Raw genomic sequence first — 21,999 nt, 5'->3', positions numbered from 1 at the left:
GAAACAGAGCAGACAGGCGGCAATCGCCCTCATTTCGGTCATTTGAGCGTTTATAGTGGTTGCCCGAAAGCGGACATTGTTACGCGGAGCGCGACAGAGGGAACGTGGGACTGTCGTCTCTGACAAAGCTTATTCATCCCTTGTAACGCAAAGCGTCCAGAACAAGGGTGAACGCTGGAGAAGGCTGACGCCTGCTTGGGTAATATAGATAATAGCCATCGAATGGCTCACACCACTCTTCAAGAATTTGCATCAAAGCTCCGGAAGAAAGGTGATCTTTGACATGATCCTCAAGCATGAAAGCAATACCGTGCCCGGTCAGCGCGGCTTCTACAATCAGATTGATATCGTTGAACACAAGTTGTCCTTGCGTTTTAACCCGGATCTCTTTGCCATCGCGCTCAAACTCCCAAGAATATAATCCGCCAGAAGTCGGCAAGCGCAGATTGATGCAGTTATGGTGAGCCAGATCGTAAGGCGTTTCTGGGATAGTCTTTCCGTTCAGGTACAATGGCGAGGCCACAGCAGCCATCCGAAGGCGTGGGCTGATTGGCACCGCAATCATGTCCTGCTCCAGTCTTTCTCCAAGCCTTATTCCCGCGTCATATCGCTCAGCCACGATGTCGACGAGGCCGCCTTCGATATTGACTTCCACGTTGATGTCAGGATTTTCGGCTGTGAGACGATCAATAGCTGGCCAGAGCACTGCGCGCGCCGCGTGAGAACTTGTCGTGATCCGAACAGTGCCAGCAGGGCGATCCCGCAACTCGGTCAGTGCGGCAAGCTTCTGATCAATCTCCTCAAGGGCAGGACGTAGTGTTTCTATAAGGCGCTCACCAGCCAATGTAGGTGCGACACTCCTGGTTGTACGTGTAAGGAGCCGGAGGCCCAATCTGGCTTCGAGCCGCCGAAGAGAATGACTGAGCGCAGATTGTGAAATGCCAAGCTTGCCTGCGGCCTTGGTAAAACTGCCTTCATCAGCAACTGCCATGAACATAGCCAGACTTCCAAGATCTTCACGCCGCATTATGCTCAGGCTTTCTCACAGGTTTCATAACTAAAAGTCATAGACCCAAGAAATTTACCTTGTCTAATCGATTGATGAGTCTGGGCTTATGATTGGCGTGTTCAGAGCCTTGGCAGACGCCCAAGGATAAACACGCGGGATCAAGAAACATGCAGAAACGTCTGTTAGGCCAGAGTGGTCTGGAAGTATCAGCGCTTGGGTTCGGCTGCATGGGCCTGAGCTATGGCTATGGCCCTGCCACCGATCGCAAGGATGCTATTGCCCTGATCCGCGCAGCATATAGGCGTGGGGTCACTTTCTTCGATACTGCCGAAGCTTATGGACCAGGCATTAATGAAGAAGTCGTTGGGGAGGCACTAGAGCCGGTTCGCAATCAGGTGGTGATTGCCACCAAGTTTGGTTTCGTAAACGGCGTGCCAGCACAGGGGTTGGATAGTCGGCCGGAGCGTATTCGACAGGTTGCGGATGAAGCCCTGAAGCGCCTGCGGACTGACAGAATTGATCTCTTGTACCAGCATCGCGTCGATCCAAATGTGCCGGTCGAAGAGGTTGCCGGAACGGTGAAAGACCTTATCGCAGCGGGGAAGGTCAAGCATTTTGGCATGTCTGAAGCCGGGGCGGATGCAATCCGTCGTGCACATGCCGTACAGCCTGTTGCAGCTCTCCAGAGTGAATATTCGATGTTCTGGCGCGAACCTGAACTGGAAATTCTACCGCTTCTTGAAGACCTGGGTATCGGCTTCGTGCCATTTGCGCCTCTTGGCAAAGGGTTTCTGACTGGAAAACTCGATCCAAAGGTCGTGTTCGCCAAAGATGATTTCCGAAGCTCTGTTCCCCGGTTTCAGGCTGATGCACTGGCCGCGAACCAGGCCCTTGTTGATCTTGTCAAAGCCATTGCATTTGAAAAATTCTGCACGCCTGCACAGATCGCATTGGCGTGGCTTCTGGCCCAGAAGCCGTGGATTGTTCCCATTCCCGGTACGACGAAGCTTGATCGTCTCGAAGAAAATCTGGGAGGGGCTGATGTCAGTCTAACGGTTGATGATCTGACCCGAATTGAACAGGCGCTCAACGGTATCACCCTGCAAGGGGACCGTTATCCTGCCTCATATCAGAACCTGATCAATCGCTAAGCCACAGTCTCGGAAAGAATAATCATGACACTCACCCCGCCTGCAGTCATGCTAAACAATGGCGTTCAGATGCCGTCTCTTGGTTTTGGTGTATTCCAGGTCCCTGATCCTGCCGAATGTGAGCAAAGTGTTCGGGACGCCATTGATGTCGGCTATCGGCTTCTGGACACAGCAACATCCTATGGCAACGAGGAAGCAGTCGGACATGCGATCCGCAACCACGGGATCGACCGCAGCGATTTATTCGTCACTACCAAACTCTGGATTGAAGATGCGAGCTATGAGGGAGCCAAGGCTGCTTTTGAGCGCTCGTTGAACAAACTCCAGACAGACTATCTCGATCTTTGGTTGATCCATCAACCATACGGGGACGTCTATGGGGCATGGCGCGCAATGGAAGAACTGTATCGTGCGGGCCGTATCCGGGCGATCGGCGTCAGCAACTTCTATCCTGACCGACTGGTAGATTTCGTGCTGCACAACGAAATCACACCAGCGATCAATCAGATTGAGCTCCATCCTTTTCATCAGCAGGACGATGCGCTGAAAATCCTGAAGCAATACGATGTTCAGGCGGAAGCTTGGGGACCGTTTGCAGAGGGACGAAACGGGCTGTTCTCGAATGATCTGCTTCAGTCAATTGCGCAGAAGCATGGCAAGACCATCGCTCAGGTTGTGCTGCGTTGGTTGAACCAGCGCGGGATTGTCGCGATCCCCAAGTCAGTTCGTAAAGATCGTATGGCCGAAAATTTTGCTATCTTCGACTTTACGTTGGACGATGCTGATGTGGAGGCGATTACCACGCTTGATCAGAAAGCCAGCAGTTTCTTCGATCACCGCGATCCGGAGAAAGTCAGATGGCTGGGGACAAGAAATTTAAGGTGAGAAGTATCTTCTCAGGGGTGTCTGTGTGAATTGAGATTGTTGCGGATCTTATTCAAATCAAGTGAATGTTTTTTCGATCCATACGAGTTAAAGGGAATGTCCGAGTATCGACAATTTCGCTCATAACCGGACATTCTGTTTACCTCCCTGAACTGCCTGTCCGCTCAAGGAACATAGAGCGGACAGGCAGCAGACGCCTACATAATGGATGTTCAAACCCATAGAGTGCCGTTCCGACTGCGGACATCGTCAACAGGTCCCTGAATGTCCTACGACATGATGGCATGCGGCGTAGCGTGGTGCCGTGCTGATATCTCTATCTGCAAAGAGAGAATAGCCTATACGGAAACTTACAGAGACGAACTCACAATGACGGCGTGCCATCGGCCTTAATCCGACGAGGAGAATGCGGACTGACCAGACGATCGCATTACGCTGAAGGGACGGCAAAGGATTATGACTTGGCTAACTCTGCCGAGATTTGGGTGGGCCGGTCTAACGACCGCATTGGAGACGCTTCGCTGCTGGATCGGTTCCTCCCCCGCCGTACGGCAGGTTTCAGCTTGAGCGGTCGTTCACCCCATCTGACAGCCAGCCTCGGTGGTCAGAAATCAGCACAGGTCATCCGTCGTCTCTCCACCAGCCAGTTTCCGCACCGACATCCACCCGCACCATATCCCTGCAAAGAAAGCCAGTAGCTCGCCGCAGCAATAAACGGTCTGAATTAGACCTGAGAGCGACTGCAATTCCTGCATCTCCAGGCTGTGGATAAGTCCGTTTTTGGAGCAAATTTCAACCGCTTCTGTCGAGATGCAACAAACAGGGGGGGGGGTGCGATTTTAGGTATTTTTTTCATGTTTTTTGACATGAAATACAGGGCAAGTGCCATTTTCCCTCCCCCGCAATTTTTGGGGTGGTGTGGCGTGTTACGCGATCGAATCGAAAAGGGAGCCGAATTTATTCAGCGATAGAGGAAAGAAAAAAAGAGAAAAAGCGTAGCGATTTCATATGCATCCGAAGGGTGCGTATGAAATTGAGGTAGCGTGCCTTCCAAGCAGGGGAAAGTAGGTCAAAAGGGGGAGAGATGTTGGTGCCAGGTGTCATTTGGGAAAGAGTTGCCGGTAAATAGGGGAATCTAGGGGGGGTGGAATGTTTATATGCGGTCGGAGATGCCATTTTTTTGAGGCTGGGAGTGTCTGAGGCTGTTTGTGGTGGCAGGCCCAGTGCAGGGGAGAGCCTGAGGCTTGTTGGCGCTCTGTGTGATGAGGTTGTCGGCAATGAAGGGGTGTTATGACGCCAAGAGGGGCGAATTGTGTGGGATTTTATCCGTGTTGCCGTAGTACCGCATTTTTCGGTGTGCCCCTAGTACCACAAAAACATAACACTGTTATAATTTAAGGCCATTTTGGGATTTTATCCCAAAGGGTGTTTTTGAGTATTGTGTTAAATCAACGGGTTAGAGTTTACAAATCGAAACAAAAAGGGGTCAAAAATAGGGGTTTTTGGGGCCTTTTTGCCCTGTGGATAAGTTTGTTTTGAATCAACATCAAATTGCCCCGCAGATAGGGCAGTTACATTCCCAGAATGACGGTCATGAAAGCTCATACCGAAGGCGATTTCCTCTGGCCCATCTGTGAAGTGGACGTCCCAGACCACACCAACGCGTCAGCTAGAGGTCCGGCTTTGTCGCCCAGCACGGTTTTGAAGATGCGCTCGACACGCCGTGTCATCTCAACATTGGCACGCCGGGAGAAGGTCAGCAGCAGGATGCGGCGCGGATCAGCCCCTGAGGCGATCAGATGCGCACCCGGTGTGCGAGCGTGTTCGTCTTGCCCGAACCAGCCCCAGCGATGACCAGGATCGGCGATGAATCTGCTCCACCTGCCGAGACCCCGGTCCCATGCATGACGACCTGCCGCTGCGCGTCATTCAGACGGGACAGATAATCGTCGCTGCCCGAAGCGGGACAAGGTTCTGGATTTAATTCATTAGCGCACTTTCATCAACGATACTGAACCGACATCGCTAACCAGCATGCCGGATACGGAGAGAATTTGCATTGACTTGCTTAGCAAGATTAGAACAAATCAGGAACATATGATCAGGAAATTTGCCTGCACAAGGACCGTCGAGCCGTGACATGACTGCTGAAACCCATAAAAAACCCGGTCTGGAGACGCTACGGGCCGCGATCAGCCGTCTCGAAGGGCACAGCGACCGACGCCGCTCGGTGCTGCCCTTTGGTGTGCGCGAGATCGACGGCCGACTGCCGGGCGGCGGTCTGGCACTGGGCGCGTTGCACGAGGTGGCGGGCGGAGGCAACGACGCCCTGCACAGTGCGGCCGCCGGTCAGTTCTGCGCCGGGATTGCAGCCCGCACGCGCGGCAAGGTGCTCTGGATTGTCACACGTCAGGACATATTCGTTCCCTCCCTGAAACAGGTCGGGCTGTCAGCACGGCGGACCATTTTTGTCGAGGCCAGTTCGGATGTCGATGTGCTGGCCTGCTTCGAGGAAGGGCTGCGGCATGGTGGCCTTGGGGCCGTGGTTGCCGAAGTCGCTCGTCTGTCCATGACCGCCTCACGCCGCCTGCAACTGGCGGCTGAAACCTCTGGTTCGCTTGGCATCGCCATCCGGCGCTGGCGACGGCAGACGGATGCGGCGGATTTCGGCCAACCGACTGCCAGTGTGACCCGATGGCGGGTGTCCGTCCTGCCATCCGGACCGCTGCCGGTGCCCGGAGTGGGCCGCCCTCGCTGGCTACTGGAACTGATCCGTGCCCGGGCGGGTGAATGTGCCGATTTTGAAGTGGAGGCCTGTGACGCCAAAGGAAGGCTCGCCCCCTGTATCCCGGTCGCGGATCGTCTCTCTTTACCTGCCGCTTTGGCCGACCGATCGGATCAGGAAACGACTTGGACCAGACGCGCCCGCGCCTGAAACGCCGTTGGCTCTTGTCGGACGGGAAGGACGGCGACGAGTTGTCCTGTCGGTCGATCTTGCCGCCCGCAAGCTGGGGCTGCGCCCCGGCATACCGGTGGCCAAGGCTCAGGCGCTGTTTCCCGATCTGGTGCTGATGGACGCCGATCCCGAAGGCGACCGGCTAGGGCTGGAAAAACTTGCCCTGTGGTTCCAGCACCGGATCGCGCCCATCGTGGCCGCCGATGCGCCGGACGGCCTGGTTCTGGACACGACCGGGGCCGATCACCTGCATGGTGGCGAACTTCCCATGCTCAAGGATATGGTCCACCGCATGGTAGGAGCCGGTTTTTGCGCTCGGGCCGTAGTCGCGGACACCTGGGGGGCGGCCCACGCATTGGCTCGCTATGGCCGGTTAGCGATTGCGGCTGTCCCTTCAGATAAAACGACCTCTGCTCTGGCTGATCTGCTCGTTGAAGCTCTCCGTCTGCCCTCCCCTATCATTGAAGGTCTGGCCACGCTGGGCGTATCTCGCATCGGATCACTGGCCGCCATGCCCCGCGCACCGCTGGCGCTGCGTTTCGGCCCAGAGGTGGCCCGCAGGCTGGATCAGGCTTTTGGACGCATGGGGGAAGCCATCGTGCCAGTCCGCCAGGTGGATCCGGTCGAGGTCAGCCGGAATTTCGCCGAACCCATCGGCGCGGCCGAGACCATCACCAAATATATTGGCAAGCTGGTGCCGCTGCTCTGCCAGAGTCTGGACGAACGTGGGCAGGGCGTGCGCCGTCTCGACCTGCTGCTGCATCGGGTAGATAGCTGCACCGAGGCTATCCGCGTGGCGACCGCCATGCCGGTACGCGATGTGAAGGGCCTGACGCGGCTGCTATGCGAGAAAATCGAAACGATCAATCCGGGTTTCGGCATCGAGCGAATGGTGTTGATCGCGTCCCTGGCGGAGCCCATGGACCGGCGGCAGACGGTCTCCTCCCTGATTGCAGAGGAAGAGACCGATGTGTCCGACCTCATCGACACACTGGCCAACCGTGTCGGCATGCAGGCGCTGTATCGCTTTGCCCCCGTGGAAAGCGATCTGCCCGAACGCTCCTTCCGCCGAGTGCCTGCCCTAGCCCCCGAGGAGACAAAGAACTGGCCGGAGCACTGGCCTCGACCCACCCGGCTGCTGGCACGACCGGAACCGGTGCAGGCCATAGCGGAGTTGCCGGATCAGCCACCGCTGTTCTTCATCTAGCGGGGCGTGCGGCGGAAAGTGAAATGCGCTGACGGGCCTGAGCGGGTCTTTGGCGAGTGGTGGAAAAATGACGCCGAGCTGACCATCGCCCGCGATTACTTCCGGGTGGAGGACACCCGTGGCGAACGGTTCTGGCTTTACCGTGCCGGTGATGGTGAGCACGGCGAGACCGGCTCGCAGGGCTGGTTTCTGCACGGGATTTTTGGATGAGCACCTCGGCGCAGCGTTATGCCGAACTGCAGATCACGACCTATTTCTCGTTCCTGCGCGGGGCTTCCTCCCCCATCGAACTATTCGCACAAGCAAAGGCGCTTGGCATCGAGGCGCTGAGCATCTGTGACCGCAATTCTCTGGCCGGGATAGTGCAGGCCCATGTCGCGGCAAAAGAGGTCGGACTCCGCCTTGTTGTGGGATGCCGTCTCGATCTGGCGGATTTCCCGCCCGTGCTGGTCTACCCGATGGACCGGGCTGCCTATGGCCGCCTTTGCCGCCTGCTCAGCCTAGGCAAGGAGCGAGCCGGAAAAGGGAAATGTCATCTTCTCTGGGAGGATCTCGTCGCCTGGGGTGAAGGCCTGATCGTTGTCCTGATCCCCGACACGGCAGACGATGCTTGCGCCCTGCATCTGCGCAAGCTGAAAGACGCCTTTGCCCACCGCGCCTACATGGCGCTCACCCTCCTACGCCGCCCGAATGACCAGATGCGGTTGTATGAACTGTCGAACCTGGCACATCAGGCACGGGTGCCAACCGTTGTGACCAATGACGTGCTGTTCCATACTCATGACCGGCGCATCCTGCAGGATGTCGTGACCTGCATCCGGCACAATACCACCATTGACGAGGCCGGGTTCATCCGCGAACGTCATGCCGACCGTTATCTCAAGCCACCGCAGGAGATGGCCCGGCTGTTCGGCCGTTACCCTGAAGCCGTGACCCGTACCATGCAGATCGTGGAGCGCTGCCGTTTCTCGCTTGATGATCTGGCCTACCAGTATCCCGATGAAGTGTCCGTGCCCGGTCAGACGCCCCAGCAGGCGTTGGAAGCGCTAACATGGGAGGCGGCAGACCGCACTTATCCCGAAGGGGTGCCGGACGAAGTCCGCAAAAGCCTGCACCATGAACTCGCCCTGATCGGGCGCATGAAATACGCGCCCTATTTCCTCACGGTGAACAGCATCGTCCGCTATGCCCGTAGTCAGGACATTCTCTGCCAAGGTCGTGGGTCGGCTGCCAATTCTGCAGTCTGTTACGTGCTGGGTATCACCGCCATTGATCCGGCCCGTAACTCGCTACTGTTCGAGCGCTTCGTCTCTGAAGAACGGGACGAGCCGCCGGATATTGATGTGGATTTCGAGCATGCCCGCCGCGAGCAGGTTATCCAGTGGGTCTATGAGCATTATGGCCGTAACCGCGCAGCTCTGACCGCGGTGGTGATCCGCTATCGCGCCAAAGGGGCTTTGCGGGATGTCGGCAAGGTTATGGGGTTGCCGGAGGATCTGATCCGAACCCTCTCGGGCCAGATTCATGGCTGGGGACGTAAGCTGGACGATGACGCCCTGAATGATAGCGGCGTTGATCTGTCCGATCGGCGCATCCGCCTGACGCTGAATCTGGCTCGATGCCTGATTGGCGTGCCCCGCCATCTGTCGCAGCATCCCGGTGGTTTTGTGCTGACACATGACCGGCTGGATGAACTGGTGCCCATCGAGCCTGCCTCAATGGAGGCCCGCCAGATCATCGAATGGGACAAGGACGATATCGACGTCCTGAAATTCATGAAGGTGGATATTCTAGCTCTGGGCATGCTGACCTGCATGAAAAAGGGGCTGGATCTGCTAGCAGACCACAAGGGCCAGCATTTCACGCTTCAGAGCATTCCGGCTGAGGATCCCCGCACCTACGCCATGATCCGCAAGGCGGATACGATCGGTGTGTTCCAGATCGAGAGCCGGGCGCAGATGTCCATGCTGCCACGGCTCAAACCGCGTGTGTTTTATGACCTCGTCATCGAGGTCGCGATCGTGCGTCCCGGCCCCATTCAGGGGGATATGGTCCATCCCTATCTTCGCAGGCGTGAAGGGATTGAGCCGGAAAACTATCCCACCCCCGAACTGGAAAAGGTTCTGAGCAAAACGCTTGGCATCCCGCTGTTTCAGGAGCAGGCGATGCAGGTCGCCATGATCTGTGCGGGGTTTACCGCCGCCGAGGCCGATCAGTTACGTCGGGCCATGGCGACGTTCAAGAATACCGGTACCGTCTCGCAGTTTCAGACGCGTCTCATCGAAGGCATGCGCGACAACGGTTATGATGAGGATTTTGCAGAACGGATCTACCAGCAATTGGAAGGCTTCGGTTCCTATGGGTTTCCCGAGAGCCATGCAGCCAGTTTCGCCATTCTGGCCTATTCGTCATCGTGGATGAAATGCACCCATCCGGATGTGTTTCTTGCGTCACTCCTGAATTCCCAGCCGATGGGATTTTACGCGCCAGCGCAACTGGTTCGCGATGCGCGGGAACATGGTGTGAAAATCCGGCCCGTTTGCGTCAATGCCTCACGCTGGAACAGCACGCTGGAAGGACCAGAAAGACCTGACGGGATGTTCGCCGTGCGACTGGGCATGAGCCTGGTGAAGGGACTGGCCAATGACGATGCGGCCCGGATTGTTGCCGCACGAGCGTCATGTCCGTTTACCTCGGTTGATGACCTGTGGCGTCGGGCTGGCGTCAAAGCGGCAGCCCTCACCCATCTGGCTGAGGCTGATGCGTTCCGTCCCTCGCTCGGGCTGGCACGGCGCGAGGCGCTATGGGCGATTAAGGCCTTACGGGACGAACCATTGCCCTTGTTTGCGGCCGCGGAAGTAACGCGAGAAACGGAGGAGCCGGATGTGTTGCTCCAGCCCATGCGTGACGGGGCCGAGGTGGTGCGGGATTACAACCGTCTTGGCCTGAGCCTACGGGATCATCCCCTCACATTTCTTCGCAGGGATCTGCGAGAACGGGGCATAGTCACCTGTCGGCAGGCGCTTGCGGCAAAGGATGGGAAGCGTCTCACCGTAGCGGGACTGGTGCTGGTCCGGCAGCGGCCGGGCTCCGCCGAAGGCGTGGTGTTCGTGACGCTGAAGGATGAGAGGGCCAACATGAACGTCATCATCTGGCCGGATCTGTTCAATGCGAACCGGCGCGTGGTGCTCGGCGGCCACATGCTGGCGGTGACAGGCATGCTCCAGAAGGAAGGTGACGTCGTGCATCTGGTCGCAAAGGAGATCACCGACCTTTCCGGGTTGCTTGCAGACATCGGTAATCGCTCCTCTGCTGAGAGCCCCCATGACAGCGTTTCCGCCGATGAGCGTATCGTCGTCAGATCGCGTAATTTTCACTGACCCCCGAGGTGACGCAGCAAAATAGCACGAATCTGGCGACATCGCCTAATGAACTCGTGGTCGAACTATGCCCTCTCACCATAGCCACAAGCTGTTCGAGCCAAGCCTGATTAGCAACTGTGTTTAAGCGGCGGAGCTATCAATGCCTCTACACTTCAGTTTTATCTAAACTCAACAATTTTTTAAGGATATATGCATGGCGGTTGATGCCTCTCTCTTCTCTACTCCAAAAGCAAGCAAAGCACGCTCTCAGCCGGTTTGGAAGGAATGGCTAACAGCTCATGCGCTTCCTCTATGGAGCAATGCAGGCTTTGACGTAGCGCGTGGTCTATACCATGAACGACTTGATTGGGACGGATGTCCTGTCCAAATGAGTGAGCTGCGTCTAATGGTTCAGGCACGGCAGATTTCCACTTACTGCCGCGCCGCGCTCGACGGATATTACGACGCTTCTGTACAGGCATTGCGCTGCCTAGATACGATAGAGCAACAATATCGAGGCAGAGACGGTGATATAGGATGGATCTTTTCGCTTGCGCCGGATGGACGCCCTGCTGGTCGTCAACGCGATCTTTACGCGCATGCTTTTATTCTTTTTGCCTACGGCTGGGCAATCCAGCTGACTGGAGAAGAGAAATATCGTAAAATCGCTTATCAGACAGCCACAGAAGTCGAGCAAATATTTTCCGCACCCGATGCAGGCTATATTGATACTGTACCACCTGCAGATTCCTTACGTCGACAAAACCCTCATATGCATCTTCTGGAAGCCTATCTGGTGCTTTTCGAGGTTACAGGAGACGAATATTATCTCGATAAGCTGCACAACCTCATTGCGCTGGCCCGTAACCACCTGATCGATAATCGATCAGGTATGCTACTTGAGTTCTTCATTTCTTCATGGAAACCCGAAAACGCTGCATCACACAACCGCGTTGAACCTGGACATCTTTTTGAGTGGGCTTGGCTATTTAGCGAATACGAACGTCTAGTCTCACCGCCAGATAAAGACAAATCAGGCCTTTCAGAAGTTGCAGAGAGTTTTTTTCAGTCTGCCTGCCGTCATGGAATAGATTTGAAATCAGGCGTTGTGTTTGATGCAATGACAGAAGACGGTGTTCTCTTTGAAAAAACAGTTCGGATCTGGCCACAAACTGAATTCCTACGATTGCTTTGTAAGCGTCGGGAGCTCGGCATGGCGGACGATATTTGCGTAGACAGCCTAGGAGAGAGATTCCTGAAACGATTTACTCCAGCCCATTTGAATGGCGGCTGGATTGATCGTTTTGACGAAGCAGGTACGCCTCTAGTCGATTATATGCCCGCCAGCTCACTCTATCATATCTATGGGGCAGCGCGTCAGTTATCAGTATCTAAAGGAAAATATGAACGAATTGAACGCACCTAAAGACTGGAAGGGGAAATTCCGCTTTCGAAATGTAAAGGGCATGTCATCTGTCGTGAGCCGTCTAGTACGAAGCTCCAGAAACTGCACATCAACTAGGCGAAGTTAACATCATCATAGTACCGCCCCGTAATCGTGGAGACTCAGGTTTCGTCAATGAAGACCAGTCGCTCCAGATCGATATCGGACTGGGCAAGCTGCCCTTTCAGATTTTAGTACTGAAAAGAGCAGCTTGCCCAACCTATTTTCATGGCTTCCTTACGAAACCCATCTCAATTCCGAATGGCTTCAATGATCTGCAGAGAAGTCTCATCGCTGTCGGACATATCGACGTTATGAATTGTAGCCTGAAAGCCAATTTCCCTCAGGGACTGTGCCTTCTCATTCGCCTGCTTGAGGACCGCACAGATATATTTGCCGTTCGGCTTCAGAATACGATGGAGTGTCGGCATATCCAGCACTTGGCCCTCAGGATTGAGAAACAGGTCGATCAGGCTATCTTCATAAAGCAGCCTGTCGATAGGTTTTTCAGAACAGGTATATCCGCCCAGTCCCGATAGCACGGCGTGAAACGCGTCACCCCTTCCGAATTCGTGAATCCGCAGATCCTGTAAATATGGAAGCGCCTCGCGTATCGTGTTGACCCGCTGTCGATGCCACGGCGCCACCACGACCTGCGCTACACCAGCTGCAAGATTATCCACTCCACAGTTCGTGCAGTGCAGTCCCAGGCGCCAGTCGACTTCTACGTGACGCCCTTGTCGCGGACGGCTGCCACAAACAGGACACAGCGCATCTCCCAGAATACTCCGCAGGATCTCCCGCGCCCGGCTGGCAGAAAAGCGTGTCCGCACGACCTCCGCACCCGAGCGGATCAGCGTCCGACACAGGGCTTCATCATCCAGAAGACGGATGACTGCCTGCGCGATATCCTCTGGCTCATCAGCAATCAGTGCCTCCTTCCCATCCTCAAGCTGGATGCCCTCATTGCCGCAGGTAGTCGTAACAACAGGAATACCCGCCTGCAAGGATGTGACGATTTTACCCTTAACCCCGGCACCATAACGCAGCGGATTGACTGAGACGCGCGCCTTTTCAAAATAAGGCTCCAGTTCCGGCACGAACCCCGTTACCTTTACCCGCTCCGATGCCAGCGCCTGTACAGGCTGCGGTGGCACGTTCCCGACGATCCATAAGGTGCTGTCCGGATGCTTCTCCCAGACCAGAGGCATAATCCCCTGACACAGCCAGACCGCTGCGTCCACATTGGGCGTATGGTCAAAGCCCCCGACGAAAATCAGATCCGTGCGGCTTCCGAAATCGGCCGGCGCATCTGTCAGATCCGTGTCGCCAAACAGATAGGGCGGTACCACTGTGACATTTGCGTGCGGCACCTCGTGGAGGATATCGCGCTTTTCTTCCTTGCTTGGTGTCAGGACGTGGTCCACAACATCAAAGATCTTCAGTTCCATTGGCTTGAGCCGCTGGGATTCCTGAAGCGCCCAGATGCTGCCTTCTAATTCGTAGCGGCGCATCTCCCGCAAGTAATGCAGGTCATGAGTGTAATACAGAATTGGCGCACCGGTATGGCGCCGAAGCTGCGACAGGATCGGGAATGTCACATCCGGCCGCGCCGTCCAGATGAAATCGACGTAAAGCCCATAGGCCTTCAGCCAGCGGTCCAGTCGATCCGGCGCGTGAAGGACCTCGATGCCAAGCTGCTGGAGAGCAGACGTGTAAGGTTCCAGCGGTTTACCGTCCTGCGGGGCATAGATCACCCGCAGCCCCAGCTCCCTCATGAGGCGCAGGTACTGGAACAACGTGACCGCCCCGGCATGTTTGTCATATTCCGGCACCTTGTCATCAATGACAAGGATAATGCCCCGTGGAGACGGCCGTTCGCGACTCAAGAAGCTGGACGTGTCAGGCGCGGGTTGCGTCGCTAAAAGCGTCTGCCACTTGCGGCAGAAGGTCGCGTGGTTCTTTAGAGTCTGCCGGTCGCGCGTCTCCGTGCCATAAGAGGCACTACCATGATGGCGGACACGGCTCGCAGGCTGATACACGACCCGGTATCCCGCATCCCGGATGCTGGTGGCAAGATCGAACTCTTCGTAGAACGCAGGAGCATAACGGCCGTCGAACCCGCCCATTTTCTCAAACAGATGGCGGCGGACAAGGAAACAGGCCCCCGTCACCACATCCACTTCACGGACGTAATTGTAGCAGCCACGATCGGCCCGGTCATTTTTCCCGAACGGGTCGCCCCAGCCAGTTCCGTAAATAATGCCACCTCCCTCCTGCACGGTGCCATCACCGTTCAGAAGCTTGCAGCCCACAACGCCCACACAGGGGTCGGCTTTCATGACCGACAGCATCGGGGCCAGCCAGTTGTACCCGACGGTCGTATCATTGTTCAGGAACATCAATTCGCGGCCCCGCGCCCGTCGCGCGGCGGTATTGCTGTTACCGAGAAAACCAAGATTCTCAGTATTGATGATCTGTACCGCACCCCTCGCTCCCAGAAGGGAAGCAATCGGCCGAGACGGACGGTCATCCGCAATAATGACCTCATACGGCACTTTCCGCGTCAGCAGCATGACAGACGCCAGGCAGCGCCAGGTATCGTAATAATGACCATAGACCGGAATGATGATCGAAACTTCCGGATCATGCTCCTCCTGGAAGGACAGCGCAAACGGCAGGGACAGCGTGCTGTCACCCAGCTGTTCCATATGTTCGGAACAGACCACGCCCTTTGCGCATTTTTTTTCCCGCAGATAATGCGCTAGTGCTCCGAACTCCACGGCAGCCGGGTGTCGCGCCGTGTACCAGGCCGGATCAAACAGCGGATGCGGCCAGAACCCGCCGGCTTCCCCTTCCGCGGCATAATGCGCTAGAGGATTGGTTCCGTCTTTCACACTGGTGGCATATTCCTCGGCATAGGCCACAGGATCGAAAACAGCATTCGGCCTGATCGCAGACCCAGGCGGACGCGCCAGAAAATCTTCCAGCGGTGTACGTCCAGGCGCTATTTTTCCAACCTGCTTCAGATAGAAGTCCGTATCGAACAGGGGATGCGGATCGGGTGGGTTGCGGCCCTGATGGGTAATGTAATGGACAAGCGGATTGATCGCCGCCTCAACCGGCAGCGCAGCAGTATACCAGCTGCTGCTGAACAGCGGATGCGGATCCAGTCCCTGCGCTGCACCTGTCCAGTAATAATGTGAAACCGGATCAGTCCCTGGTGGCAACATTGCCGCGTAACGCCTGCAATACCAAGCCGTATCGAACAACGGCGACTGTGCAAGAAGGGCAATGCCTTTTCTGGCCCCCCGGCGAACCTGGATCCGCGACCACAAACGCAGCGTAAGGGTCCAGTATGCGAGCTTTACAGCACGGCGCGCATGACGGGCAAAGACCGGATGCCGCTGCGCCAGATCCCGCAACCTGCGCCCTACGCGCCATGCGGTGGATTGAAGCAGCAGCCGATGCTCCGACTGGATCTGCTGAAGCTGCTTGCGCAGTTCCGTATTGCTGCGGGTCAGGGACTGGACATCATGCTCTGAAACCGGCTCGCGCGCGAACAGACGTTCCAGATGGCGGTTCCGCTCTTCCACTTGGAAGACACGCCCCATCGCCTGCTCCAGCTGATTCTCGATGAGCAGACGCACATGCTTTTCGACCGCAGGCTTCCTGATGGGCAGATGCTCCTCTCGCTCCGACCGCTCCCCGTCGTGCCATCTCATGCCATCTGCGAACGAGCTGTCATCAGTCACCGGCTTCAGCTCAGCCATGTTTCGGCTCCTTCCGTCACGAGATGTACGCCACCAGCCTGCGCGCCCGCACCATTCAGGCCGCGGATTACCTGCACCCGACGCTCAGGCGGCACTAGGAACATCATGAAACCACCACCACCGGCGCCCGAGACCTTCCCACCGATTGCGCCATCCGCCATCGCCTGCCCATAGAGCTTTTCGATCAATGGATTGGAGATGCCCCGCGCCGTGTTCTTTTTCGCTTCCCACGACCTGTTCAGGATCTCGGCCATATGCGCCACTTCCCCGCGCAGAAGAGCATTCTTCATATCGTGCGCGTCCTGTTTGAGGCGATGCATGTTACGCATGGTCTCTTCCGTAACCTTGAGCAGACCATTGCGCTGCTCGGCAATAATGTCGGCGGATGCCCGAGACACGCCCGTAAAAGCGATGACCAGAGACATTTCAACCTCATTGCGGATACGACTGGACAGCCTCAGCGGGTTAACGATTACTTGGTTTTGGGCTAGGAACTCGATGAAGTTCGTTCCGCCGAACGTTCCGGCATACTGATCCTGCTTGCCCCCCTGAAGCCCCAGATCAATCCGCTCGATCTCATAAGCCAAGTGCGCCACATCGTAAGGGCCCAGCGGAAGCTGGAGCAGGCTTACAAAAGCCTCCACCAGAGCGACGACCAGCGCAGAAGACGACCCGAGCCCTGATCCGGGAGGTGCATCCACGAAAGACGTGATGCGCCATGGCTCAACCTGTACTGAGAAACGACGGCTGATCCCGGCCAGAACCCCGGCATGAAGCCTGAGCTTCGCATGGACCGGGATGGTGCCATTGATGTCACGCGGGTCAAACGCTTCATCGATGCCCACATCGGGCGCGATGAAATGAACATTCCCGTCTGCCGATCGCTCGATGAAGGCATATGCGTACCGGTCGATGGTCGTGTTCAGGACGGCCCCGCCGAAGTCGTCACAGTACGGGCTGAGGTCCGTCCCGCCACCAGCCAGCCCTAGACGCAGCGGCACCCGTGCGCGAACGGCACTCCGCGTCCCGGCAATCGGGCGTGTGCGGGACGAGCGTGTATGAGGATCGCTGTTCACAGGAACGCCTCTCTTTCGGAAATTAGGTCAGCCAGACCGGAGGGGCCCACACGAACGCCTTCGAGACCTGCCGCACTGGCAGCCTGCATGTCGGAGGGCTGGTCTCCGAACATCACGCAGCGCTCCGGATCAAGCTCCCACCGCCGCAACAGGTCAAGGATCATGCCCGGTTCAGGCTTGCGGTCAGGACTGGTCCCCCGATACCGCTCCACCACGGCCTCGGGATGGATGGGGCAGTACCGCCAGTCGTCGATCGTCCCCCCATGCGCGCGCGCCGTGCCGATCACCCACCCCATCAGGGACTGAAGATCGTGCTCGGAATACAGTCCACGCGCCACGCCAGACTGGTTGGTGACAATGAAGACATGGTGTCCGCGCTCCGTCATCCGCCCGATAGCGTCCAGAGCGCCCGGCTCCCACTCGAAACGCTCCCGCGTCCCGACCCAGCCATGGTCACGGTTAATGACGCCGTCCCGATCCAGGAACACGGCCGGACGCCGCAGCACTGCGGGCAGTTCATGTCCCGCTGCCGCAAGATCGTCCGGCAGACCGATATCCCGGAAATATCCCGTCAGTTCCATGCCACGCAGATCTGTCCTCGCTGCTAGCGCGGGCAGAATGTCCTGCTCCAGCGAACAGTCCGGCGTCAGATGATCGAAGACCGTGTGATCCAACAAATAGATCCCACTATTGATCAGCCCCGATTGCCCCGGCTGCTCGGCTTTCGGATGAAAAGACGCAACATGTTCGCCATCTCCTGCCAGACGGACTTCCCCATACCGGTCCAGATCCTCGACTGCGCGCAGCAGCATCCAGTTCCCCTGCCGCGCCCGCGACAGGAACCGCGACAGATTGCAGGAAAACAGGGAATCCCCGTTACAGAGCAGGAAACGGCCCTGAAGATGCGCGCGGGCATGATACAGCGCGCCCCCCGTTCCCGCGCGGAACGGCTCCACGCTGATAGTGATCTTCGCTGGCTTCGGCAGAAAAGACCGGATCTGTTCCACGGCCTGCTCAATCTCGACCGATAGATATCCTGCTAGCAGAACAAAATCCTCCACACCAAAACGCTGCATTTCCCGCATCAGCCACGCCAGAAAAGGCCGGTCGCCACAGGGCATGAGCGGCTTGGGCAGGGCGCGGGTCAATGCGCCCAGACGCGTACCAAGCCCCCCCACCAGAATGGCACACTGACGCACGGTCACATCACTCACGGGCAAGGATACTCCGCAACGGAACGGAAAACGGAAACAGCAGGACAGAACATCTTTGATCTTTTCAGGACAGAACGGATCAACTCAAGGCGGATGACCGCAGAGAAAACGGGACAATCCTTTAGGATAGCGCGGTACGCGGCGTGGATGCCTTCTGCCGGCGGCCCAGCCGTCGCCAGGGCTTTGGCGCACGGGGTGGTGTGGCCAGTTGCAGGGCGTAGTCCGTTGCCTCGAGATTAGCATTCAGAAATGGATCATCGAGCATGATCTGCTCCCACCGTTCAAGCAACCGTCCGACATCCACGCAGGCATTGAACAGACTACGCGCGGTCCCGTCCCGGCCGCGCGTACCGCCATCCTCGTGCATCAGCGTCGCATGCGGCGTCCAGATGACCCGCAACCCGGCGTCCCGGACGCGCAGACAGAAATCAATGTCATTGCATGTCAGGGGGAATGTCTCGTCAAAACTGCCGATCTGCTCGAAAACTGGACGGGGTACAAGCATACAAGCTCCCGTCACGGCCATCAGGTCCCGCGTCAGGACAAGCTGACCCAAATAACCAGGATTATCCTCCGCCGCGCTGCGCATGATATGTTTGGGCCCGCGTTCCGTCAGAACAACGCCCCCGTGCTGCACAGTCCCGTCAGGATAGGAGAGCCGCGCCCCAACCACGCCGACGCCGGGCTGCTGCGCCAGTGACACCATTTCCGTCAGCCAGCCTTCCTCAAGAACTTGTGTATCGTCATTGAGGAAGAGCAGCATGTCGCCCTTTGCCAGACCGACCATCGTGTTGTTGAGGGCAGACCAGTTGAAGGGCATCGCAAGGCGCTGCACCCTCACGCGCGGATCACGTCCCAGACGTCGCAGGAGATCGAGCATTTCGGAGGTAGTGCTACCATTATCGGCGATCAGAACCTCGAAATACTGATACTCCGTCAGCGTCAGAAGACTGGAGACGCACCGCTCGAGCAACTTGAACTTGTCCCGCGTGGGAATGATGATCGAGACAAGCGGCGTTGCCAGCATCGGATAGACGATCCGCGGCCAGACATTGCCACCGATATAAACATCCTCAAGATCGAAATCCGGATGGCTTTTCCTAAAATGCCGCAGGACCACGTCTCGCATTTCAGGATACTGCCGCGTAGCCCGCACCAGCGGGAACATCAGAGGCAGACCCGGCGTCCGCCCACGATGGAACAGAATCCGCGGCAGATGATGGATACGGGCCTCCGGCACATTATCCGTCACGCGCAGCAACAGTTCATAGCGCGTAAAGCTACCCCCGTCGTCACGGGCTCCACCCACAGCCGTGATCCGCGCCCGGCTAAACACCGCAAGCTGCCCGATCACATCTCCCGCATAAGCGAGATCCCGGCTCCAGCCCGTCTTGAAAGAAGGGTGACAGCGCTGCCCGTCACTGCCCAAACGATCCTCGTCACAATACAGAAGCACCAGATCAGGCCGACTAGCGATAGCTACCGCGAATTCGTAAAGCGCCGTTCGGGAAAGCTGGTCCCCGGGCTCCAGAAAGGCACAAAAACTGCCCGTCGCTGCCGCCATTGCGCTCCGCCAGCGACCTTCAACCTGCTGATGGGGCGAAACTTCCACGCCGACGAGGCCAGGCACACGTCGCATAATCTCTTTAAGATGCGCGCGAATACCGGGCCGCAGGTTCTCAGAATAGACCACGATCAGCGTCCAGTCGGTATAGATCTGCGCTTCCAGGGAAGCGACTGTTTCCTCCAAAAGATCCAGCCGATAATCGCTGACCTGCACCATCAGAGAAAATGTCGGCCGCGAGGTCATCCCCCGATCGATATGCCGTCCGATGGCCAACTGATCGGTAGGCAACAGTCGGTCATAACGCAGCAGCCAAGCTTTGTAGGCCATGTCGTCTTGCGGCGACGCACCTTCTGGATAAAGCTGCGCATAGAGATCGGCCCGAACACGCGCCTCCTCCGATCCGGCAACAATCACCAGCCCATCGCCCCGGTTCGGGGCCTCCATCAGAGCAGCCTCTCCCTGCGGATCAGGTGTCCGACCCAACCCGTTATGGTACAGGAAAGATATATATCGGACGTCGCAGATGTCTTCGTCACCGTGAAGTTGCCGAAATTCTGGCGATCCTGCGATGATATGAGCCACGTCATGAAATGCCGCCCCGTCTTCCAGTAGAGAAGCAAAGTGAGCGAGAGCAGCGGGCTCTGGTCTTCTTCCAAGACCAGTACGAAATAGCCGAACGATGTCAGCAGCATTCTCGGTCGAAATCGGCATAGCAGAACGGTTTCTCAGAAATTGGGCACAGGAACGGAGATCAGGGTTTGTGAGAGACTAACACTTTCAGACCACCGCGTGCAGTCACGTTTGCAGATTTTTCGTCACACAATCTTTTAAGAGTCAGACAATCCGTCCGAAACAGCAAATAATCGCCACAAATTCAAATAGAGGGATCGAGAAACCATTTGTTGATGTGCTTGGCTGGTGATTTCTGGCTTTTGAGGATTTGATTGACGGTGCTTTGGGTCACTTTTGACCTGCGTTTTGAGCGGATCGTATGTGGCGCACGGCCCAAAGCCTCGGTCATCGACCTGAGCGGCCATCTCTCCATCGCCAAGTTTCCCAAAGAGACTGACGACTACAGCATGGAAACCTGGGAGGAGATCGCCTTGCGACTGGCCGGGCAGGCTGGCATTGCGACCCCACGACACAAACTGATCCATGTCGCCGGCAAAGCGGTTCTTCTCTCACAGCGTTTCGACCGTGACAGCGCCACCCGCATTCCGTTCCTATCCGCAATGGCAATGATGGGCGCCAGAGACGGGGAACGTGGGAGTTACTCGGAGCCCTTGCAAGATACGGTGCTCAGGGAAAGACGGACGACCACGCCCTTTATCGGCGCGTGGTTTTTAATGTTCTGATCTCGAATGTCGATGATCATCTGCGCAATCATGGTTTCCTGTGGCAGGGAAAGGCCGGATGGTCGCTTTCTCCAGCCTACGACCTAAATCCTGTTCCGACCGATCTCAAGGCACGGGTCCTGACCACAAACATTGATCTTGATGAGGGCACATGCTCGGTCGATCTGTTCGAGGCGGCATCGGAATTCTTCGCTCTTACGCTGCCGCAGGCACGCGCCGTCATCAAGGATATGGCGACGGTCACCGCGACATGGCGGGAGACCGCCAGAGAAGTCGGCGCCCGGTCAGCGGAGATCCAGCGTATGGCGAGCGCATTCGAGCATAACGATCTCAGACAGGCACTGGCCCTGTGATCAGATATCTCCCCTGCTGCTCCACAGATGCAGCGTTGGATAACCAGTCAGGGCGGTAACTTTTTGGGCCCGTTTTGGGCCCACCCTGATATGATATCTAGTTGTATCCAGTGACAGTCAGTGATATTAAATTCCCTATTATCAACAATTTAAACGGAAAAACCCAGCCATTTAGCCTACACTTATCGCCCTCTCACGGCGGCAACAGGGGTTCGAATCCCCTATGGGACACCAAGTTTTTCAAGGACTTGCAGCAGGTTAATCTGAAAACCGTTGATTTTTGAGCCAATCCCGAGCCAAACTGGGAAAGGACCGATCGACGATGAGCAAAGCCCCCAAAGAGACCAGCAAGGATCCGGTTACCGGAAAGCCCTTACCCAAAGGGGTGTGGTATCGTGGGCCGGGCCAGTATCAGGCCCGAAAAGTGGTCGATGGCAAGCGCCATCGCGAGACCTTCGCGACCGCCAGCCTTGCACGGCGCTGGCTCATGGACGTCCGGGCCAAAGCGCATGTCGGGCAGCTTGAGCCACCCACGAGCCAGAAAAATCAGATCACCTTCAGGGAACTGTTCGAACGTGGAGGGATCGAAGAACCCTTGATTGATGTGCTTGGCCCGTAATTTCTGGCTTTTGGCGATTTGATAGACG

12 protein-coding genes and 3 pseudogenes are annotated in these 21,999 nt (G+C 56.9%); 8 read left to right on the top strand and 7 right to left on the bottom strand.

Going from position 1 to position 21,999, the window contains the following annotated elements:
* Window positions 1-133 precede the first annotated feature (133 nt).
* The gene (locus tag HK24_RS00070; RefSeq protein ID WP_086632825.1) at window positions 134-1,027 is read right to left on the bottom strand and encodes a LysR family transcriptional regulator; all 894 of its coding nucleotides are present in this window, start codon (window positions 1,025-1,027) and stop codon (window positions 134-136) included.
* 149 nt (window positions 1,028-1,176) lie between these two features.
* Between HK24_RS00070 and HK24_RS00065 the strand changes: the two genes are divergently transcribed.
* Complete coding sequence (locus tag HK24_RS00065; RefSeq protein ID WP_086632824.1) at window positions 1,177-2,160, top strand: aldo/keto reductase; 984 nt, start codon at window positions 1,177-1,179, stop codon at window positions 2,158-2,160.
* 24 nt (window positions 2,161-2,184) lie between these two features.
* Complete coding sequence (locus HK24_RS00060) at window positions 2,185-3,045, top strand: aldo/keto reductase (protein WP_086632823.1); 861 nt, start codon at window positions 2,185-2,187, stop codon at window positions 3,043-3,045.
* A 614-nt stretch (window positions 3,046-3,659) separates the two neighbouring features.
* Here the strand turns inward: HK24_RS00060 and HK24_RS13755 are convergent.
* Together HK24_RS13755 and HK24_RS13750 are read right to left on the bottom strand one after the other, a co-directional pair.
* Window positions 3,660-3,749 (bottom strand): annotated as a pseudogene (locus HK24_RS13755) (SOS response-associated peptidase); the annotation flags it as partial.
* Window positions 3,750-4,840: 1,091 nt separating this feature from the next.
* On the bottom strand, window positions 4,841-4,951 hold the full coding sequence (locus HK24_RS13750) for a UvrD-helicase domain-containing protein (protein WP_233125906.1): 111 nt from the start codon (window positions 4,949-4,951) through the stop codon (window positions 4,841-4,843).
* Between the two features lie 234 nt (window positions 4,952-5,185).
* On the opposite strand from HK24_RS13750, the gene HK24_RS00050 reads away from it, so the two are divergent.
* The 4 genes and pseudogenes from HK24_RS00050 to HK24_RS00035 all read left to right on the top strand — a co-directional run bounded on the left by HK24_RS00050 (window position 5,186) and on the right by HK24_RS00035 (window position 11,996).
* Window positions 5,186-5,980, top strand: a complete 795-nt coding sequence (locus HK24_RS00050; RefSeq protein ID WP_086632822.1) for an ImuA family protein — start codon at window positions 5,186-5,188, stop codon at window positions 5,978-5,980.
* Window positions 5,981-5,987: 7 nt separating this feature from the next.
* Window positions 5,988-7,418 (top strand): annotated as a pseudogene (locus HK24_RS00045) (Y-family DNA polymerase).
* Entirely contained in the window at window positions 7,415-10,588 is a 3,174-nt protein-coding gene (locus HK24_RS00040) for an error-prone DNA polymerase (protein ID WP_086632821.1), read from the top strand. The pseudogene HK24_RS00045 and the gene HK24_RS00040 overlap by 4 nt, the downstream one beginning before the upstream one ends.
* 196 nt (window positions 10,589-10,784) lie before the next feature.
* Complete coding sequence (locus tag HK24_RS00035; protein ID WP_086632820.1) at window positions 10,785-11,996, top strand: AGE family epimerase/isomerase; 1,212 nt, start codon at window positions 10,785-10,787, stop codon at window positions 11,994-11,996.
* Between the two features lie 269 nt (window positions 11,997-12,265).
* Here HK24_RS00035 and HK24_RS00030 read toward each other — a convergent pair whose 3' ends face one another.
* From HK24_RS00030 to HK24_RS00015, 4 genes are all read right to left on the bottom strand, one after another.
* Window positions 12,266-15,787, bottom strand: a complete 3,522-nt coding sequence (locus HK24_RS00030) for a glycosyltransferase (RefSeq protein WP_086632819.1) — start codon at window positions 15,785-15,787, stop codon at window positions 12,266-12,268.
* Window positions 15,775-16,863 (bottom strand): dehydrogenase, encoded by a 1,089-nt coding sequence (locus HK24_RS00025; protein ID WP_086632818.1) that lies wholly within the window; start codon window positions 16,861-16,863, stop codon window positions 15,775-15,777. Before HK24_RS00025 ends, HK24_RS00030 begins: the two co-directional genes overlap by 13 nt.
* The gene (locus tag HK24_RS13745; protein WP_143412270.1) at window positions 16,860-18,077 is read right to left on the bottom strand and encodes an HAD-IIIA family hydrolase; all 1,218 of its coding nucleotides are present in this window, start codon (window positions 18,075-18,077) and stop codon (window positions 16,860-16,862) included. The genes HK24_RS00025 and HK24_RS13745 overlap by 4 nt, the downstream gene beginning before the upstream one ends.
* 121 nt (window positions 18,078-18,198) lie before the next feature.
* Window positions 18,199-20,355: a glycosyltransferase gene (locus tag HK24_RS00015; RefSeq protein WP_086632816.1), complete on the bottom strand. Its 2,157-nt coding sequence runs from the start codon at window positions 20,353-20,355 to the stop codon at window positions 18,199-18,201.
* Window positions 20,356-20,594: 239 nt separating this feature from the next.
* On the opposite strand from HK24_RS00015, the pseudogene HK24_RS14015 reads away from it, so the two are divergent.
* Both HK24_RS14015 and HK24_RS00005 read left to right on the top strand, forming a co-directional pair.
* Window positions 20,595-21,352: pseudogene (locus HK24_RS14015) on the top strand (type II toxin-antitoxin system HipA family toxin).
* A gap of 322 nt (window positions 21,353-21,674) precedes the next feature.
* On the top strand, window positions 21,675-21,971 hold the full coding sequence (locus HK24_RS00005; protein ID WP_369826496.1) for a hypothetical protein: 297 nt from the start codon (window positions 21,675-21,677) through the stop codon (window positions 21,969-21,971).
* The last annotated feature ends 28 nt before the right edge of the window (window positions 21,972-21,999 follow it).

Source organism: Gluconobacter sp. DsW_058, assembly GCF_002153615.1.
Classification (GTDB): domain Bacteria; phylum Pseudomonadota; class Alphaproteobacteria; order Acetobacterales; family Acetobacteraceae; genus Gluconobacter; species Gluconobacter cerinus.
Note: the sequence above shows the minus strand (reverse complement) of the source record. Positions and strands in the feature narration are given on the sequence as shown.